Origin of the sequence: Butyricimonas muris, from assembly GCF_046365375.1 — a bacterium.
GTDB lineage: Bacteria > Bacteroidota > Bacteroidia > Bacteroidales > Marinifilaceae > Butyricimonas > Butyricimonas muris.
On the sequence record NZ_JBKEIT010000003.1, the window covers coordinates 501261 to 520495 of the forward strand.

Below are 19235 nucleotides of genomic sequence, written 5' to 3' on the forward strand. Positions count from 1 at the left end.
AGTGTTATGCTTTTTCCCGTATTACCCGGTCATAGATGTAAAGTAACACGGTTGTGCCTAATCCTATGGCTAGAATTACCATCCAAATATTAGAGGGAGAGTATTGTTGCCAAAGGAGATCGGTCAATTCCTTGTGTCCCATGTGGAGTTGTTGCGCCACGTTGTCAAAATAGGCGTTACTGGATAACCCTTCGGGGATAGCCAAGCCTTTGGCTTCGGCGAATTGGCGGGTGATAACCACTTTGTCGGACATATTCTGGTACACCATACCGGAGATAATCCCCGCGAAAACACTACCGATAAACACGGGAATAAAGGAGTATCCCATGTAAAGGGCTTTCTTGTCATGCGGGGCGATACGTCCGATGTATTCCGTGATCTTGGGTGAGCCTGCCATTTCTCCCAGCGAGAAGACGAGTATCGCCACGAGCGTGAAGAGTACGTTTTGGGAAAATAATGTTAATGCCATACCAATGGAACACACGAGAAAGCCTGACATCATTGATTTCAACGGTTTCATGCGCATCACGATGCTTGATACCGCGATTTGGAAAATGATGATATACAAGGCATCGAAGTTTGTCACGAATTCGGCGTCCAATACTCCCGGCGCGGGACTGTAATTATTACTGATAAATGGAATATACTCGTGGAAAAAGTTGTAAAGTACGCTGGTATCCACCCACTGAGAGATAAACACGGGCAGCGTGAAGAATAACTGGTAATACATAGTCCAAAAACCTGCCACGATAAGCAGGAACACGAGAAATTTGACATCCCGTACGATGCTGAACATATTACGGAATATATCCCCGAAAGTCTTTGCCAGAGAGGTTTGTTCCACTTTTCCACGGTGAGGTTCCTTGTAAAAGAGCAGCAGAATGAAATTCAACGCGATCATCCCTGCCGAAACGTAGAACACGAGATGCGATGATCCTTTAAATAGTAATGTTACCATAGGACCGAAGAAAGCACCGATGTTCACCATCATGTAGTAAACGCCGAATCCTATTGATGCCGTTTCATCAGTGGTTGTTTTGGCTATGGTTGCCGATATTACCGGTTTGAATAACGCGGCACCCACGGCAAGATAAAGATACATGAGAAATACTCCCGTGAATGTTGAGAACAAGGGTAAGAGGATAAATGCCGAGGTGTAAATCACGAAAGCAAGTGCCAGTATTTTTTTGTACCCGTAACGGTCAGCAATTGCCCCGGTCAACACGGGTAGGAAGTAGAGTATTCCAGTGCCCACGCCCATGAGGATACCTTTCTGGCTCTGCGTGAATTCCAGACCGCCCGCGTCGGAGGAACTGGTGAGGTAATTGGCAAATAGCATGAAAAATCCATACCATGCCCAACGTTCGAATAACTCAATAGTGTTTGCCACCCAGAAGGTGCGGGGAAATTTACTGAAAAAACTCATTATTTTAGGTTTTGCCTTCGGCAAGTTACAAGTTGCATTGGCCTTCGGCAGTTACAGGTTACAAGTTCGAAGAGATTGTCTAAACCTGTAACTGCGAAAGCAATGTAACTCGCCGTAGGCGAATTATTTAACCAAATTCATCGTATCTGTCGCAATAACTAATTCTTCATCGGTAGTGATGCTCATCACGATCACTTTAGAGTCAGACATGGATAACATTTTGTCTTTTCCGCGAGTGCCTTTGTTGGCAGCCGTGTCGAAATGAATACCCATGTATTCCATGTTACGGCATACTTGTTCGCGTACTTCATCGTCGTTCTCTCCGATGCCACCCGTGAATACGATCAAGTCTACGCCGTTCAGTATGGCCGCGTAACTACCCACGTATTTTTTCACGTCGTAAGAAAGAATGTCAAGAGCCAAACGGGCTTTCTCGTTACCTTCGCTTGCGGCAGTTTGCAGGTCACGACAGTCTGAAGATACCTCGGACACTCCTTGTAATCCGGATTTTTTGTTTACCAAGTCGTTTGCTTGAGCTGTGGTTAGTCCTTCTTTGTCGCAGATATACAACAATGCACCGAGGTCGAGATCACCCGTACGGGTACCCATGATCACCCCCGCGTTGGGAGTGAAGCCCATAGAGGTGTCGACGGATTTGCCTTTGTTGATAGCGGTAATGGATGAGCCGTTACCGAGGTGGCAGGTGATAATCTTTTTCTCTTCGATGTTCCAGCCTAGAATGTTGCATGCCTTTTGAGCCACGAATTTGTGAGATGTCCCGTGGAAGCCGTAACGACGTACCCGGTATTGCTCGTAATATTTGTAGGGCAGACCGTAAATGAATGCCTCTTTCGGTAGTGTCTGGTGGAACGAGGTATCGAATACGGCTACTTGCGGAACGCCCGGCAGTAGTTTTTCCATTGTCTCGATTCCGGTCAGGTTTGCCGGGTTATGCAACGGAGCCAACTCGCAGCAAGCGGCGATTTTATCTTTAGCATCTTTGTCCACGATAACGCTTTTGGCAAAGAATTCTCCCCCGTGTGCCACGCGGTGTCCCACGGCATTAATATCGGTCAGTGCCTTGATTACCCCGTGTTTCGGGTCAACAAGTGCTTTCAGAATCAAGTCAATACCGACGGTGTGATCCTTGATCGGTTCTTCCACCACGTATTTATCTTTTCCTTCCGGTTTGTGTGTGAAGCTTCCTACCGGTAGACCGATTTTTTCTACCAATCCTTTTGCCAGTAACGTCGGCTCTCCTTCCATGTCTAACAACTGGTATTTTATGGAGGAACTACCGCAGTTTAATACTAATATGTTCATTATATTTGAATTTATAAAGTTTTTAAAGTCCGTGAAATATTTAGTTCGTAAAGTTTATAAGGTTTATAAAGTTCATAAAGTAAACTTGCTTTATGAACCTTATGAACTTTATACTTTATAGACTGATTTATTTTGCTGCAGCTTGATTTACCGTGATAGCCACTAGGTTTACGATATCACTAACCGAACAACCTCTTGACAGGTCGTTGATTGGGGCTGCCATACCTTGTAGCACGGGTCCAACAGCTTCGATGCCTGCGATGCGTTGCACGAGTTTATAGCTGATGTTACCTACTTCGAGGCTGGGGAAGATAAGCACGTTGGCTTTTCCGGCCACGGGACTGCCCGGGGCTTTGCTTGCACCCACGGAAGCTACCAGTGCGGCGTCTGCCTGCATTTCGCCGTCGATCATTACGTCGGGAGCCATTGCTTTTGCCAGTTCGGTTGCTTTTACTACTTTATCTACCAGTTCGTTCTTTGCCGATCCTTTGGTGGAGAAGCTCAACATGGCCACTCTCGGCTCGATTTTAGCGATAGCTCTTGCGGTTCCGGCAGTAGCCACGGCTATTTGAGCCAATTCTTCAGCGGTGGGGTTAGGCAACACGGCACAGTCGGCGCACACGATTAACCCGTTTTCCCCGTATTCCGGTTTGTTGGTCAACAGGAGGAAAGCCCCTGATACGACAGACATTCCCGGTAGCGTCTTCACGATTTGTAACGCCGGGCGCAATACGTCTCCGGTAGCGTTCTTCGCTCCGGCGACTTCACCGTCTGCGTCGCCGCTTTTGATCATCAAAGTTGCCAGATAAAGCGGATCAACAACAAGTTTCAATGCTTGTTCCTTTGTCATCCCTTTACTCTTGCGGAGTTCAACCAACAAGTCGGCATAAGCCTCTTTTTTTTCGTGGTTCTCGGGATCGATGATTGTTGCTTTACCGATATTTTTTAACTCGAATTTCTCCGCCAAAGCCTTGATTTCCTCCGGTTTCCCGATTAGGATAATTTGCGCGATACCTTCACCCAAAAGGATATCGGCAGCTTGTAACGTACGTTCTTCGGTTCCTTCCGGAAGTACAATTCTTTTATTGCACTTCTTGGCGTTTTCTTTGATTTGTTCAAGGAGATTCATTGTCTTTATCTGTTTTGTAATTGTTATTCGCAATCGTTGCCGCAAAAGTATGAATAATTCATCAAATTACACGTGTTTTGCTATTTATTGTTTGCAATTTTCAATGATTTTGCAAGATTGAGATTACAAAATTCATGAACTCACTTTAAAGCGTACTCGTAATACTCCTTCGTTGAAATCGTGTGATATTATACGGAATGTACCGATTTCCGCCGTGTTCGTCACGTGTTCGCCGATACAGGCACATTGATCGTAATCACCGATACGGATAACGCGTACTGTATCTACGCTTGGGTCGGGCAGGCGTTCGATGCTGATACTTGAAGGTACTTTGTCTTTCGGGTAGAAAATTTCTTCCACGTTGATGTTCTGTTGAATAATGTCGTTCACCGCTTGTTCTACCGTGGCTATATCCTCGGGAGTGGGAGAGGTGGTGAAATAATAGTCACACTTGGACTTCTTTTTCTCGATATGCGCCGAGAAAGCCCGTTCGCAATGGAAGTATTTTACCATTTGCGAGTTTAGTATGTGTTCCGCCGTGTGCATGGCAGGCGAGGAGTATACCTTGTTCGGTTCGTTGATGTTCATGCTTTTAATATTGCAAATTTTGTAGTTTGTGATGTTCCATCGCGAATATAATTAAATAATTTACGATACGCGAATTATTTGATTACAAGTTAATAGGTCACAAGTCGGTAAAAAAATAACTGTTTCTTTTGGATTTATCAAAAAGATACTTACCTTTACAGCGAGAATCAAATGTTACAACCGTTCACGGTAAAAATACATAATGAATACCGGGGATAAGCGCGAGACACACTTAGGAAGTTTTACTTTCATAACATGATCGAATCGATACGCCTTAGACCTTATATCGGCCCTTGATATACTTCCAAACCCTCCACTCGCCATTCCCCGGTTTCTTTTTTTTAGTCTAAATCACATGTTATAATAGAATTTATTGCCTATCTTTGCACCTTGAGCGGGTAAAAATACCCGTGGGGAAGAATCCCTTTTGGGTGTGTCCCCTTTAATTTAGGTTTAAATAAAACTGTAATTATGAAGTTATTAGAAGGAAAAACAGCCATTGTAACCGGGGCATCAAGAGGTATCGGTAAAGCTGTGGCAATGGAGTTTGCCAGACAAGGCGCTAATATTGCTTTTACCGACTTAAGGTATGACGAAATCGCACAAGAGACAGAGAAAGAGATTGCTGCCTTGGGCGTGAAAGCGAAAATGTACGCTTCCAACGCTGCCGATTTTGCTGCTACAAGTGCTACCGTGGACGAGATTGTTAAAGAATTCGGACGAATTGACATACTTGTAAATAATGCCGGAATCACGAAAGATACTTTGTTAATGCGCATGAGCGAAGAACAATGGGATGCCGTGATTAACGTGAACCTCAAATCCGTGTTCAATTTCACGAAAGCCGTTTCTGCCGTCATGTTACGCCAGAAATCGGGTTCTATTATCAGCATGAGTTCCGTGGTGGGAGTAAGCGGTAACGCCGGACAGGCTAACTATGCCGCTTCCAAGGCAGGTATCATCGGCTTCACCAAGAGCGTGGCGAAAGAATTAGGTTCTCGCAACATCCGTGCTAACGCCGTGGCTCCGGGATTTATCATCACGGACATGACCGCTCAATTGTCCGAGGACGTGCGGAAAGAATGGGCTGCTAAAATTCCATTGAAAAGAGGCGGAACGCCGGAAGATATCGCTAAAGTATGCGTGTTCCTCGCTTCCGATTTGTCCTCTTACGTGACAGGACAGACCATCCACGTTTGCGGTGGAATGAATATGTAGACATCGCCGAAGGCGAGTTACAAGTTGCAGGTTATCAGGTTACAAGTTGTACCTGTAGCCTGCAACTTTTTTATGACAGGAATGTATGTGGCAAAATCACCGAATCACTCCACGTACATGTACCAACTACCGGAAAAATCAACTTGATTTTCCCCGGCGAAAAAGATATACACGTGGATTATGTGGTATATTAGAACTCGGACAGAATTCGAAGGTGATTCTATAGTGATACAGTTGTGTGTACTGATTATGTCGGATTCCGTACGGGACATCGGTTACCTGAAGGTGTGTTTATGTCTTAAATAGATGTGTTTGTGAAAACACGTGTGCTCTTTATGAAATATGGTTGGAAAAGGGTAAAGCGGAAAGTATCTTTGTATTGAATAATAAGAAATGGGACGGGAACGTCCCATTTCTCACTTTGTGTGATTATTATTGTGCTTTTTTCATGTGGATGGAAAGGTTCGGGGCGGTTTTGATTTTTACTTTTTTCATACCGGGAGCGGTAACGGTAAGTTTATCGTTTTTCCCGGTGACAAGTAAAAATTTACCGTCCTTGTCTGTATTTGTTTGAACTCCTTGAGTCGAAACAGTTGCTCCTGCAATCGGGTTACCGTCTTGGTCCAGAATTGTACCTGATGCTTCTATTACGGAGGGGCTGGTTACAACTTTAACCTCAGACATTCTGAGACGAAAATGAGGATGTTCGTCTTGCTTTGTAACGCTAAAATAACTTTCTCCCTGTAACTGAATCTCTCTTCCGTTTGGTTGAATTTCTTGAGAAACAAGATCCGTTTGTGATGATAGTTTCACCTTTGTTCCGTCTGCAAGAGTAATTATTGAGTCTTGAGCAGATAAAACATATATCGGGGAAAATGTGATAAAATCTTTTACTAACTCGACGTTGACAACTCCGTGCCTGCCTTTCTCGCCATAAACGGAAGTGGCAGCTTTATCTTTGAGAATGGTTATTGATTTGACTATTTGGGGAGGAAGCGAGCGGAATGCTTTCTGATCTACTTCTTGTCCCTCTACAATAAATAAAGGTGTGTCAAGGGATTCGTCACTGATACGGCTTGATATGATATACGTCCCCCCATCGATAACGGTATCCCTAATTAACACGCGTGAAGAGCGGGAGAGGGTATCCTTGCGAATCGTGAGTGTAACCAAGGAGTCGTTGGAGGAGGTGGTGGTAATGTAAATCACACCATCTTTTGCAGAGGTCTTCACGGTCGTCTTGGTTGTCAGAGAGTCTTGTTCCGGAACGGGATTATTTGCCGCTTTTGTTTCCAGAATTGAAGTAAAATCATTAACTTTGATTGCTGAAATCTCGTTTAGTTCACCGGAGATTTCGGGACGGGCGAAAGCGGTTAAGGCGATTACCGCCAATGGAAGTACATACAGGTACTTTGCACGAGCCCACGGACTGGATTTTTCTTTTAACATCATAGTGATTCGTTTTTTAAGTTTACTGTGATTAAAGCTGTTGGCCATAGAGTAGAGCCTTGTGCCGACAGCTTTTTTTATTAATAATAATTGATATTGTTTCGCGTTGATGCCTTGGCGGATAACCGAGTCGTCAGCCTCGTATTCGTGAATGGTCTGCAATTCCTGTTTAAGCAGCCAAGAGGCGGGGTTGAACCATTGGAAACAGATACAAAGGTCTGAAATCAACAAGTCAACGGAATGGCGGTTACGTATATGCGCCATTTCGTGAGCGAGGATTTCCTTGCTATTCTCTGTCAGATCTTTTTCCGAGATCACGATGTATTTCATCCAGCTGAAGGGGGCGATATCTTTGTCGTGTACAGCCAATATAGTCCCTTTTTCCAACTTTTCTTTCCGTCCGCGGCGTACCAGACAGAGCATGTGTGCGAGCGAGTATGCGGTACGTCCGAAAAAGAAAAGAATCCCGAGAAAGTAAACCAGCAGAGCGAGCAGTATCCACACGGGGATGGATGGTGTTACCACAGCGGCTGACGTGGTCTGTATAACATCGTCAACCTGCATGATGTATTGCTCGAAGTTTACAAGAGTTTGCTGAATCTCGGTATTATCGTGAATGGTTATTTCACAGAAGGGGATAACAAGGGATAAAACCAGTATGCCGCATAGAGCGAGCCGGTTGAAACGGTGAAATGTTTCTTTGCTGAGCAGCAACCTGTAAAACAGATAAAATGCTGTCAAACAAACGGATGCTTTCAGTATGTAGACGAAAAAAGTTCCCATAAGTTATTCGTTTTGGTGTGCTTTTTCTACTTCGGCTATAAGTTGTTTCAGTTCTTCCAGAGAGATGTCTTCTTCTTGTACCAGTGAAGAAACAGCATTGAGGTACGAGTTGTTGAAATACTTGTTGATCACGTTCTTTAAAGTACCTTTTCTAAATTCTTCTTCACTGATGACGGCATGGTATTGATAGGTGTTACCAAAAGCCTCGTGCCCGAGAAATCCTTTTTCTTCCAGACCCCGCACGATGGTGGAGAGGGTATTGAAATGCGGTTTGGGATCTTCGTAATAGGCGAGTAATTGTCTCACGAATAGAGAACCTTCCTTCCAGAAAAATCCCATGATTTCTTCTTCTTTTGCTGTTAGTCCTTTCATAGTTTTTATCTTTTACGCAAAGTAACTAAAAGTTTTAGTTATTCAACTAATTCTTGTAGTTAATAATTTACTAATATTCTATAAAATAATATATATAACTGATAATTAACAAGTAAGTGTGTATGCCCGTGTACGAGCATGCGACTTCTTCGGACTTTATGGACTGATTTTATTGGAATGCTTGTAAAAATGTTTATATTTGTCTAGTTGTGCGTGAGTGAGGATATTAAGGAATGTATGTAGTGTAATTTAAAATTATTGTCATGGAAGAATGGTGGAATGCTTTAGGTTTATTTATGCAGTCGGTGTGGTGTATCACGTTGTTTGCCAGTTTGGTATTTGTTATACAAACCATAATGACTTTCGTGGGAATGGATGCCGACGGGGGGATGGATGTTGATTTGGATGTCGATTCGTCGGGTGACGGGGACGGACCTTTTCAATTATTCACGTTCCGTAATTTTATTAATTTCCTGTTGGGATTCGGTTGGTCGATCATCTCTTTTCAAGGAGCGATAGAGAATCAGTTTTTGTTGATTCTTCTGGCTGCCGTGATCGGGGTATTGCTGGTTATGGCCGTGATGGCTATTTTCCGGTTTATGAGCAAGATGGAGCAGAGTGGAACGATTCAGATTGCAAATGCTGTCGGGTGCAAGGGAAACGTGTATTTAAAGATTCCGGCAGAAAAGCGGGGAGAAGGCAAAGTGCAAATCTCTGTTCAAGGGGCTATCCGGGAATTTGACGCTATTACTCTGGGTGAGGAGTTGGAAACGGGAGCCCCGATTAAAGTGGTGGAGGTGGTGAATGACAGCACCTTGCTGGTGGAGCGTTTTTAAAGAATACTATTTAATTATTTAACAGCTATAATATGGAATCTATGGAAGGTAGTTTGTATTTAATCGTCGCGATAGCGGCGGTCTTGTTCGTGACGTTCGCGGCAATATTGTCCCGTTACAAACGTTGTCCGTCGGACAAGGTACTGGTCGTGTACGGTAAGACCGGGAAAAATGCGGCGGGAGGTGTGAGTTCGGCCCGTTGTATTCATGGTGGTGCGGCATTTATATGGCCGGTGTTCCAGAGTTACGCTTTTCTGGACTTGACGCCTATTTCTATCGAGTGCAATTTGACAAACGCGTTGAGTAAACAAAATATCCGTGTGGATGTACCGTGTCGGTTCACCGTGGGTATTTCTACCGAATCGGACAGTATGACGAACGCTGCCGAACGTTTGCTGGGGCAACGGTTGGAGAATATTCAGGATTTGGCGAAAGATATTCTTTTCGGTCAATTGCGTCTGGTGATTGCCACCATGGATATCGAGGAAATCAATTCCGACCGGGACAAGTTTCTGGCTAACGTGAGTGCCAACGTCGAGGCGGAGTTGCGTAAGATCGGTTTGAAACTGATAAACGTGAACGTGACGGATATTCGCGACGAATCGGGTTATATCGAGGCTCTCGGAAAAGAAGCGGCGGCGAAGGCTATCAATGATGCCAAGAAGAGCGTGGCGGAGCAGAACCGTTTCGGTGAGATCGGTAAAGCCGAGGCAGACCGGGATAAAGATATACGTATCGCGGAAACCGTGCGGGATACCCGTATCCGGACGGCGGAAGCTAACGCCACTGCCGTGGATGGTGAGAATAATGCCAAGATTTTGATAGCGGATTCGGATGCTATCCGCCGGGAACGGGAGGCAGAGGCTGCTCGTAAGGCGATTGCCGCCGAGAAAGTGCAAGCCGCTAGAGCTTTGGAAGAGGCTTACATGGCTGAGAAGGAAGCCGAGATAGCCCGCGCCGAAAGGGAGAAAGCTACACAAGCCGCCAATATCGTGGTTCCCGCGCAGATTGACAAGGAGAAAGCGATTATCGACGCCGAGGCAGAAGCCGAACGTTTGCGCAGGTTGGCAAAAGGGGAGGCTGACGCAATCTTTGCCAAGATGGACGCCGAGGCACGGGGTATATACGAGGTATTGACCAAGCAAGCCGAGGGATACGCCCGGATCGTGAAAGCCGCTGCCGGCGATCCGGACAAGGCGGTGATGATGTTGATTACCGATAAGTTGCCGGAACTCGTGAAAACGCAGGTGGAAGCGGTTAAGAATATCAAGATTGACAAGGTTACCGTTTGGGACGGGAATAATGCTGGAAACGGTAATACTTCCACCGCTAATTTTATCTCCGGAATGATGAAATCCGTGCCCCCGTTAAACGATTTATTTAACATGGCGGGATTGAATTTACCCACTTATTTGAAAGGGACTCCGACGGAAGACGTGAAAGTTGAAGAGAAGCCACTGGAAGATGTTTCAAGTGAAAGCTAACTTTTAGCTTCGTTTTTCGTTAACTAATATTATCTTTGTGGTATACTTTAAAGAGGTATATCACAAAGATAATGTACTTTTAAATAAAATAGATTATGCGTTGGATAATTGACGGCGTGGACGACTTGAAGAGAGTGGCAAAGGAATTTCTGGAATTTACCGGGAAAGACACGATATATGCATTATACGGTCCCATGGGAGTGGGAAAAACGACTTTCGTGAAGGCTGTTGCCGAGCAGCTTGGGATAGAGGATGATGTAAATTCACCCACTTTTGCTATCGTGAACGAATATCTGACGGCACGGGGGAATTCGGTTTTCCATTTTGACTTCTATCGTGTGAAGAACGTGGAGGAGGCGATGGATTTCGGGTACGAGGAGTATTTTTATAGCGGGAACCGTTGTTTTATCGAGTGGCCGGAGATGATTGAATCGTTATTGCCGGAGAACACGTTAATTTGCCGTTTTACCGAACTGGAAGATGGGCGAAGAGAATTGACGATAGATTAAAATTATAAATACTAAATCAGAATCGCATGGATAATTCGGGTAAAATGTTAGGCGCACAGATAAACAGGGAATGGTTTTTGTACCAAGAGAAGGAAGTCTTCGGGGAACGCCGTCATAAGCGAATGACTATCGGGTTGCCGGATGAAACGGGGCGTCGGGAGAACCGGATTTGCCTGACACCCGAAGCCGTGGGAGTCTTGGTAGACTTCGGGCATTCTATTCTTATCCAGCGGGGTGCGGGGGAGCAGGCGCATTATCATGATAGGGACTATGCGGATGCCGGGGCGCAAATGGTGGATACCCGCGAGGAGGTTTACACGTCTGATGTTATTTTGAAACCGACACCCGTGATGCAAGAGGATGTGGAGGTGATGCGTGACCGTCAGGTGATTCTGTCCCCGATAGAACTGTTCGAGTTACGGAAAGAAGCTATCGTGGAGATGATGCAGAAGAAAGTGACCGCTATCGGTTTTGATATATTGAAAGGGGAGAACGGGACTTATCCGGTGGTGGAGATGATGAGCGAGATTTCGGGAAACTCGGCGATCATGATTGCCAGCGAGTACCTAAGTAATTCCCGCGAGGGGAAAGGTATCCTGTTGGGAGGGATTACCGGGGTGACGCCTGCCGAGGTGGTTATTCTCGGAGCCGGAACTCTTGGCGAGTACGCTGCTCGGACGGCTTTGGCTCTGGGGGCGGAGGTGAAAGTGTTCGATCATTCTCTGGATAGGTTGCGACGTCTGAATCATTGCTTGGGACAACGGGTGTACACCTCCGTGTTCCATAAACCGGTGTTGGAACGGGCATTATTGTCTGCCGACGTGTTGATTGGGGCTTTGCGTTTCTTTGACGATGATTTGGGAATCACGGTTTCCGAGGAACAGGTAAAGTTGATGAAACAGGGGGCAGTGATCGTGGATATGTCCATCGAACATGGCGGATGTATAGAAACTTCCGGTCCCACGACTCACGATAATCCCACGTACATGTACAACGGCGTGATTCATTATTGTGTGCCGAACGTGCCTTCACGGGTTGCTCGGACGGCATCTATCGCTTACAGTAACTTGTTTATCCCGCTATTCGAGAAGATTGCCCGCGGTGGGGGATTCAATCCCGCTATCAAGAGTGATGCCGGGTTACGACACGGGGTATATATATATAACGGTGTACTGACCAAAAAGATTATTGCCGATAAATACGGTTTGGTTTCCAGAGATATAGATCTGTTGCTGGCGGCATTTTAGAGTGATTCTTTTAAAATATGATCGATTACGGGGGTTAAATCACTGTTTCTCTTGATCTTGATACCTCGTATTCCGGCAGCTTCCGCGGCTTCGATATCTCGTCCGCCATCGCCGATCAACAGGGAAGCGGATTTGTCGATATCAAATTCCCGTATGGCTTGCTCGATCATGCCGGGGGCGGGTTTTCGGCAGGAGCAGGGAGCCACGCTGTCATGGTGAGGGCAATAGTATATTTTGTCGATACGTGCCCCGTGCTTTTCAAGTTCTGCGCACATGTAGGCGTGTACCGCCTCGACGTCTTCAATGGTATATTCTCCTTTGGCCACGCCGCCTTGGTTGGTTACTACGATAACCAGATAACCCGCTTCGTTCAATCGGCGGATGCCGTCGATGACACCGGGGTTGAAAACGAAATCTTCTTTTTTATAAATGTAGTAGTGACCTTCATCGGAGTTTATCGTACCGTCTCGGTCTAGGAATATGGCCCGTGATTTATGTTCGCCTTTGGCGGGTTGCAGGGTTGTAATCTTTTCCATTCTCAATGCATTATTTTGAATATCAATTCTCTTAATAATTGACCGTCGGAGATGTTAGCGTTACCGACACCTTTGGATTTGAGGTCATATTCTCTTAGCCATGATATAATGTTGGCACATTTCATGGCGTTGTATCTTTTGGCGCCTTCCGTGTAATCTTTCATGAAGTAGGGGTTTATTCCCAGAATCTTTGCCATTTCCTGTGGGCTTGGAGTACTCTTCTTCTGGTAATGGTACGTGAGCAGGTTCAGAAAATAGCGGAACAGCATGGTGATCGTGAGAACCAAGGGATTGTTCTTGGGGTTTGCCTCGAAGTAGTTCACGATACGGTTGGCTTTCAGGTGATCCATGGCAACGATAGCCGCGGTGAGTTCGAACGTATTGAACTCTTTGCTGATACCCGTGTGTTCTTCGACAAGGTTTTCCTTGATCTCTCCGCCGCCGGGAAGTAGCAGCATGAGTTTATCCAGTTCATTCGCTACTTTGCTAAGGTCATTGCCCAGACTATCCGCCAATATATTCGCGGCTTTCGGGGAGATCATGCATTTCTTCTCTTTGCAATATGACACGATCCAGTCGGGAATCTTGTTGTCGTAAAGTTTTGCCGAGTCAAAATAGACACAGTTGGGAGAAGAAGCCAATTTCTTGAACACCCCTTTGCGTTTGTCCGGCTTTTTGTTTTTATATAAAAATACCAGTATCGTGGTCGGTTGGAAATGGTCGACATAAGGAAGCAGATTCTCGAAATCCCGGATATTCTGGGCTTCCTTTACGATAACGACTTGTCTTTGTGCCATCATCGGGAAACGTCGGGCAGTATCGGTCACGGCGGTCATAGATACGTCATTCCCGTATAAAATAGTTTGGTTGAACGCCTTTTCATCTTCCGTGAGCGCACTCTTCTCTATTTTATTCGCTATTTCATCCAAGAAATAGGGCTCTTCGCCTGATAAAAAGTAAATTGGGAAATATTTCCCTTTCTTTATATCCGCAATAATCTCTTCGTATTTCATAAAGGCAAAGATACTATTTTAGTTTATAAAGTTTGTAAGGTTTATAAAGTTTATAAGGTTCATGTACTCTTGCGAGGCACTTTGTCCACGGTAGCATAGCTGCCGATAAATCTTGTCCGAAAGCCTCCCGTGACCTTATAGACTTTACAAACTTTATAAACCTTATGAACTTTATAAACTTTACAAACCCTTTTCTATCTGTCGTACCACCTCCTCTATCTCCTTGTCCCTTCCTTCCGGTTCGTAATCGGCTTTGAGGTTATTGCCGAAGAGGAGGGCAAGAGATTGCCAGAAATAGGCGTTCACGCTTCCCTTGTATTCCTTGATATGATGAAACGAAGAGTTATTTGTTTCCCGGTAGATCAGACGCACGAGTATTTTCCCTTGCGTGACGGTCAGGCTCATGAGAGGTTTTTTGAATGTCTTCATGAGTTGCTTGTATTCTTCTTTGATAATTCGCTCTTTTTCCCGTTTCGAGTGCGCTTGCGCGAGCAGTGCTTCAATCTCGTTAATCTTTGCGGCGGCTATTTTCGCGTAAGGGAGAGCCTTGCGGACGTTGTGTGCCAGTCGATGATTGCGTTTTTGCTGGCGGGCGTATTTGCGTGCGTTGATCCTTTTCGCGAGCACATTGACCTCATCCAGAGTGACATGGGGCAACGTATCCCTGCCGATAACGATGGAGGGTACGATACTTTGTGCCTTCGCGAAGGTGTTAATAAATAAAGATAGGAGTAATATGATGAATGTTTTGTACATTTTTTTATCTTTGCATTAACGCTTTATTGATACAAATTTAGTGATATATTTGACTTGTAAAAACGAAAACCAGTGGAAAAGGAATTTCAGGATCTGTTTCAGATACGTCATAATAATGACCGTGTTGAAGTTGGAAAGGTATTGATTGCCGAACCTTTTCTGGAGGGGAAGTATTTTAACCGTTCCGTGGTCTATATAGTGGAGCATGATGATTCGGGAAGCGTGGGGTTTGTTTTGAACAAGCCGTTACCTTACACGGCGTCCGAATTGGTGAAGGAATTGGATGGGGTGTATTTCCCGGTGTATATCGGGGGACCGGTAGAACGTAACCAATTGTATTACATTCACCGGAGAAACGATATCCCCGATTCGGTACGGATAGCGGATGGGATATACTGGGGCGGAGATTTTAAGGCAGTGACGGAGATGTTACAAGCCGGAAAGATATTGCAAGAGGAAATTCGTTTCTTTGCCGGCTATAGCGGCTGGACGGAAACGCAATTGGACAATGAACTGAAAGAAAACTCGTGGATGGTGGGTACGATTTCCGCGGACGTGTTGTTTACCGTTCCGAATAGCGGACTATGGGAACAGGTCATGAGTTCTTTGGGTGGCAAGCACAAATTGTGGGCGAATTTCCCGGAAGACCCGATTCTTAACTAATTGAAAATGGAGAATTGAAAATTGAAAATTGAAAATAAAAAAGGTTTGATGGTTAGATTTTTCGAGAGGGAGAGCATGAGCGGGGGAATCATAAATCTAAAATCATAAATCATAAATATAAAAGGCAGTTCGTTCTATCGCTGTCCCGCGAGGGAGAGAGGAAAGTCCGGGCAACGCAGGGCATCGTGCTTCCTAACGGGAAGGTATTCGAAAGGATACAGTAGTGTAACAGAAAACAACCGTTCCGTTCGCGGAACAAGGGTGAAAAGGTGGGGTAAGAGCCCACCGGTATCCCGGGCGACCGGGGTAGCCGTACGCCTCACGAGTTGCAAGACCATGTATACCGGCAATTAAGGTTTGCCCGATCGATGCCGGGGGGTAGGTCGCTAGAGCCGCGAAGTGATTCGCGGAGTAGATAAATGATAGAAACCGAAAGGTACAGAACCCGGCTTATAGAACTGCCTTTTTTTATTTAAAACTTATTAATTTACGATTTATGAATTACGATTTACGATTAAAAAAGCATAGGCATTTCGGTTAAATCATAAGTCATAAATCAAGAAATCATAAATCAAGAAATTAAAATAGAGGACGTGAAATCAATCAGAGAAATATTTAGAATAGGGTATGGACCTTCATCCAGCCATACAATGGGACCGGGACGTGCGGCACTTTTCTTCAAGGAGAGAAATCCCGACGCGGAGCGTTATCGGGTGACTTTATTCGGCAGTTTGGCTCTCACGGGCGTGGGGCATGGTACGGACGTGGCAATCCAGAAAATGATAGCTCGTCCCGACGACACGGAAATCGTGTGGGAATCCGATAAATCCTTGCCGCATCATCCGAACGGGATGCTGTTCGAGGCGTTGAACAACGGGGAGGTTGCGGATCGTTGGGAAGTATATAGTGTCGGGGGCGGAGCCTTATGGGATGAACAGGGGACTTTCAACTCGGACGACATATACCCGGACACGAAGATGACCGATATCTTGGATTGGTGCAAGTCCGAGGGGCGTTCTTTTGTGGAATACGTGGAATTGCACGAGGGACAGGAAATATTCGATTACCTCGAGGAAGTGTGGCGGGTAATGGTGGACAGTATCCACAACGGGTTGGAGAACGAGGGCGTGTTGCCCGGCAATTTGCGGTTAGCCCGCAAGGCTTGCTCGTATCACGTGCGGGCTCAACAATCCGCGGGAACCTTGCGCCACATGGGAATGGTGTTTGCTGCGGCTTTGGCAGTGGCGGAGGAGAACGCTGCTGGGGGCAAGATCGTGACGGCTCCCACTTGCGGTTCCGCGGGAGTGGTTCCGTCCGTGCTGTATTTCTTGAAACATGACCAGAACATAAGTGACAAACGAATCATAAAAGGATTGGCGACAGCCGGATTGATAGGTAACATCGTGAAGACTAACGGTTCTATTTCCGGTGCGGAAGTAGGGTGTCAAGGCGAATTGGGAACGGCTTGTGCGATGGCGGCAGGTGCCGCCGCCCAGATTCTCGGCGGTTCCCCGATGCAGATAGAGTATGCGGCTGAAATGGGATTCGAGCATAACTTGGGATTGACCTGTGACCCGGTAGGCGGTTACGTGCAAATCCCTTGTATCGAGCGTAACGCGTTCATTTCCCAGAAAGCGCGGGAGTGTGCCATTTACTCGTTGTTCTCCGACGGGCGGCACAAAGTGTCGTTTGACGACGTTGTCGAAACGATGATGCAAACGGGCTGCGACATGCAGGCAAAATACAGGGAAACAAGCCTTGGAGGATTGGCACGTATATACAGGGCGCCGTTGAAGAAGTGATTTTGCGGGGAAACCATGCCGGGTTTAAACTCGTAGATCAAGAATCTAAAATGATACAGGTTTTATGGATAGAATCAGATTAAAAGTTTTCGGGCTGTCATACCAGAGTATGTCGACCACGGGGGCATACGCGTTAGTACTTGCGGAAGAACACGACGCCTTCCGTATTCCCATTATTATCGGGATAGCGGAGGCGCAGTCGATCGCCATACAGTTGGAACACCTCGATTCGCAACGCCCCCTCACGCATGATCTGGTAAAGAATCTGGCAGATAGTCTGGGAGCTACCTTGGAAGAAGTTTCTATTTATCACTGGGAAGCGGGTATCTTTTATTCGGAATTGCGTTTCCGTCGCGGGGAGGAGATACTGAAGATAGATTCGAGGACTTCGGATGCCGTGGCCCTCGCGTTGCGCTACAATTGCCCGATTTACATCACGAGGGAGGTGATTATCCAAACGGCAATACCTATAGCCGACACGAGTATTATAAAAGAACACTTGGAAAAAGTACAGGCGGAGATAGCAAAAGTGAAAGAATCGGAATTAACGGAGGAAGATTTGCAACGTTTGTTGGAAGAAGCCGTAAAGAATGAAGATTACGAGAATGCGTCCCGGTATAGGGATTTGTTGAAATCTCGAAAAGGCGAATAATAAAATACAGAAACAATGAATCGCGTTAAACTTGACTACTCGAAAGTATTGCCGTTCGTGGGAGAGAAAGAGATCTCCGCGCGAAGGGAAAAAGCATCACAGGCATTGAAAGGCTTGGAAAACGGAACGTGTAAAGGAAGTGAATTTCTTGGATGGTTGGATCTTCCGGCACGGATCACGAGTGAAGAACTGGATCGGATAGAGGCGTGTGCCGCGCGACTGAGGGCGGAAACGGACGTGATGGTCATTGTCGGCATCGGCGGCTCGTACTTGGGAGCCAAGGCGGTGATCGAGTCGATGGCGGGCAGCTTCGACGCCTTCTCCGGTACAAAGGTCGTTTTTGCCGGGCATAACGTCAGCGAGGATTACTTGTACGAGTTGCAGGAGTTTTTGAAAGACAAGAAATTCGGGATATGCGTCATATCCAAATCGGGAACCACCACCGAGCCGGCAGTTGCTTTCCGTTTGCTGAAAGAACAATTAATCGGGCAGGAAGGGGTGCAGGTTTCCCGTCGGCGTATCGTGGCGATCACGGACGAGCGGAAAGGGGCTTTGCGCGCTCTGGCGGACAAGGAAGGATACCAAACGTTTGTTATCCCGGATAATGTCGGGGGACGTTACTCCGTGCTGACTCCCGTGGGATTACTGCCTGTTGCCATTGCCGGGCATGATATCCGGGCGTTGGTGAAAGGTGCCGCCGACATGAGAACGTACGGCAAGGAGAACGGGGCAGAACTGTCCGTCACCTATGCCGCCGTGCGCAACGCCTTGTACGAGAAAGGGTACACGATCGAGATCACTGTCAACTTCAACCCGAAACTGCATTACGTGGCGGAATGGTGGAAACAGTTGTACGGGGAAAGCGAGGGAAAAGAACACAAAGGCATATTCCCCGCCAGCGTGGATTTCACGACAGACCTGCACTCCATGGGACAATATATTCAAGAAGGACGCCGGGATTTGTTTGAAACGGTGCTCTCTGTCGAGAAGACGAAACACCAGTTGCTGGTGCCTTATGACGCCCACGATTTGGATAAATTGAACTATCTGGCGGGCAAACGCATCGACGAAGTGAACAAGATGGCGGAACTGGGAACCCAACTGGCTCACGTGGACGGGGGTGTGCCTAATATCCGTATCGTGATACCCGAATTGACGGAATATTACTTGGGACAACTGTTCTACTTCTACGAGCTGGCTTGCGGCATATCCGGCGGCATCCTCGGCGTGAACACCTTCGACCAGCCGGGCGTGGAAGCGTACAAGAATAATATGTTCATGCTTCTGGGAAAACCGGGGTACGGGAAGTAATCACCTTCGGCGAGTTGAGAAACTATCACCCCTAGCCCCTCCTTACACCGAAGGGGCTAGGGGTGGTAGTTTTTCATTTTCAATTTTCCATTTTCAACTTTCAATTATTTTGTAACTTTTCACTATACTTGTTCGTCA

18 protein-coding genes and 1 other RNA gene are annotated in these 19235 nt (G+C 46.2%); 10 read left to right on the forward strand and 9 right to left on the reverse strand.

The annotated features are described in order from the left end of the window. Nucleotides 1-4: 4 nt before the first annotated feature. From ACK8P8_RS07610 to ACK8P8_RS07625, 4 genes are all read right to left on the reverse strand, one after another. Nucleotides 5-1426 carry an MFS transporter gene (locus tag ACK8P8_RS07610; RefSeq protein WP_303180553.1) on the reverse strand — a complete coding sequence of 474 codons (1422 nt, stop codon included), beginning with the start codon at nt 1424-1426 and terminating at the stop codon, nt 5-7. A gap of 123 nt (nt 1427-1549) precedes the next feature. Continuing rightward, on the reverse strand, nt 1550-2749 hold the full coding sequence (locus ACK8P8_RS07615) for an acetate/propionate family kinase (protein ID WP_410025705.1): 1200 nt from the start codon (nt 2747-2749) through the stop codon (nt 1550-1552). A gap of 127 nt (nt 2750-2876) precedes the next feature. Beyond that, nucleotides 2877-3878, reverse strand: coding sequence for a phosphate acetyltransferase (gene pta, locus ACK8P8_RS07620; protein ID WP_410025707.1), 1002 nt, complete (start codon nt 3876-3878; stop codon nt 2877-2879). A gap of 132 nt (nt 3879-4010) precedes the next feature. Beyond that, nucleotides 4011-4466 carry an alanyl-tRNA editing protein gene (locus tag ACK8P8_RS07625; protein ID WP_186975326.1) on the reverse strand — a complete coding sequence of 152 codons (456 nt, stop codon included), beginning with the start codon at nt 4464-4466 and terminating at the stop codon, nt 4011-4013. A 471-nt stretch (nt 4467-4937) separates the two neighbouring features. Between ACK8P8_RS07625 and fabG the strand changes: the two genes are divergently transcribed. Next, nucleotides 4938-5684 carry a 3-oxoacyl-[acyl-carrier-protein] reductase gene (gene fabG / locus ACK8P8_RS07630; protein WP_099292382.1) on the forward strand — a complete coding sequence of 249 codons (747 nt, stop codon included), beginning with the start codon at nt 4938-4940 and terminating at the stop codon, nt 5682-5684. Between the two features lie 432 nt (nt 5685-6116). Here fabG and ACK8P8_RS07635 read toward each other — a convergent pair whose 3' ends face one another. After that, nucleotides 6117-7916: a M56 family metallopeptidase gene (locus ACK8P8_RS07635; protein ID WP_410025708.1), complete on the reverse strand. Its 1800-nt coding sequence runs from the start codon at nt 7914-7916 to the stop codon at nt 6117-6119. A gap of 3 nt (nt 7917-7919) precedes the next feature. Continuing rightward, entirely contained in the window at nt 7920-8288 is a 369-nt protein-coding gene (locus tag ACK8P8_RS07640; protein WP_099292384.1) for a BlaI/MecI/CopY family transcriptional regulator, read from the reverse strand. Between the two features lie 263 nt (nt 8289-8551). Between ACK8P8_RS07640 and ACK8P8_RS07645 the strand changes: the two genes are divergently transcribed. The 4 genes from ACK8P8_RS07645 to ACK8P8_RS07660 all read left to right on the forward strand — a co-directional run bounded on the left by ACK8P8_RS07645 (nt 8552) and on the right by ACK8P8_RS07660 (nt 12364). Next, the gene (locus ACK8P8_RS07645; protein WP_410025709.1) at nt 8552-9124 is read left to right on the forward strand and encodes a hypothetical protein; all 573 of its coding nucleotides are present in this window, start codon (nt 8552-8554) and stop codon (nt 9122-9124) included. 41 nt (nt 9125-9165) lie between these two features. Beyond that, nucleotides 9166-10608 carry a flotillin family protein gene (locus ACK8P8_RS07650; protein ID WP_099294535.1) on the forward strand — a complete coding sequence of 481 codons (1443 nt, stop codon included), beginning with the start codon at nt 9166-9168 and terminating at the stop codon, nt 10606-10608. A 95-nt stretch (nt 10609-10703) separates the two neighbouring features. Further along, complete coding sequence (gene tsaE / locus ACK8P8_RS07655; protein WP_410025710.1) at nt 10704-11117, forward strand: tRNA (adenosine(37)-N6)-threonylcarbamoyltransferase complex ATPase subunit type 1 TsaE; 414 nt, start codon at nt 10704-10706, stop codon at nt 11115-11117. A 26-nt stretch (nt 11118-11143) separates the two neighbouring features. Then, on the forward strand, nt 11144-12364 hold the full coding sequence (locus ACK8P8_RS07660; RefSeq protein WP_410025712.1) for an alanine dehydrogenase: 1221 nt from the start codon (nt 11144-11146) through the stop codon (nt 12362-12364). On the opposite strand, the gene ACK8P8_RS07665 is transcribed toward ACK8P8_RS07660, so the two are convergent. The 3 genes from ACK8P8_RS07665 to ACK8P8_RS07675 all read right to left on the reverse strand — a co-directional run bounded on the left by ACK8P8_RS07665 (nt 12361) and on the right by ACK8P8_RS07675 (nt 14669). Beyond that, nucleotides 12361-12900 (reverse strand): D-glycero-alpha-D-manno-heptose-1,7-bisphosphate 7-phosphatase, encoded by a 540-nt coding sequence (locus ACK8P8_RS07665; RefSeq protein WP_410025713.1) that lies wholly within the window; start codon nt 12898-12900, stop codon nt 12361-12363. The two genes, ACK8P8_RS07660 and ACK8P8_RS07665, sit on opposite strands and share 4 nt — an antisense overlap. A 2-nt stretch (nt 12901-12902) precedes the next feature. Further along, a complete protein-coding gene (holA, locus tag ACK8P8_RS07670; RefSeq protein WP_410025714.1) occupies nt 12903-13913 on the reverse strand; it encodes a DNA polymerase III subunit delta in 1011 nt (336 codons plus the stop codon). Nucleotides 13914-14093: 180 nt separating this feature from the next. Beyond that, a complete protein-coding gene (locus ACK8P8_RS07675) occupies nt 14094-14669 on the reverse strand; it encodes a DUF4294 domain-containing protein (protein ID WP_410025715.1) in 576 nt (191 codons plus the stop codon). Between the two features lie 72 nt (nt 14670-14741). Here ACK8P8_RS07675 and ACK8P8_RS07680 point away from each other — a divergent pair, with 72 nt between their 5' ends. From ACK8P8_RS07680 to ACK8P8_RS07700, 5 genes are all read left to right on the forward strand, one after another. Continuing rightward, nucleotides 14742-15332: a YqgE/AlgH family protein gene (locus tag ACK8P8_RS07680; protein ID WP_099292391.1), complete on the forward strand. Its 591-nt coding sequence runs from the start codon at nt 14742-14744 to the stop codon at nt 15330-15332. A gap of 121 nt (nt 15333-15453) precedes the next feature. After that, nucleotides 15454-15801: RNase P RNA component class A (gene rnpB / locus ACK8P8_RS07685), an RNA gene on the forward strand. A 124-nt stretch (nt 15802-15925) separates the two neighbouring features. Further along, nucleotides 15926-17134 carry an L-serine ammonia-lyase gene (locus ACK8P8_RS07690; RefSeq protein WP_227214664.1) on the forward strand — a complete coding sequence of 403 codons (1209 nt, stop codon included), beginning with the start codon at nt 15926-15928 and terminating at the stop codon, nt 17132-17134. Between the two features lie 64 nt (nt 17135-17198). After that, nucleotides 17199-17786, forward strand: a complete 588-nt coding sequence (locus ACK8P8_RS07695) for a bifunctional nuclease family protein (RefSeq protein WP_099292393.1) — start codon at nt 17199-17201, stop codon at nt 17784-17786. Between the two features lie 15 nt (nt 17787-17801). Beyond that, the gene (locus ACK8P8_RS07700) at nt 17802-19097 is read left to right on the forward strand and encodes a glucose-6-phosphate isomerase (RefSeq protein WP_410025716.1); all 1296 of its coding nucleotides are present in this window, start codon (nt 17802-17804) and stop codon (nt 19095-19097) included. The last annotated feature ends 138 nt before the right edge of the window (nt 19098-19235 follow it).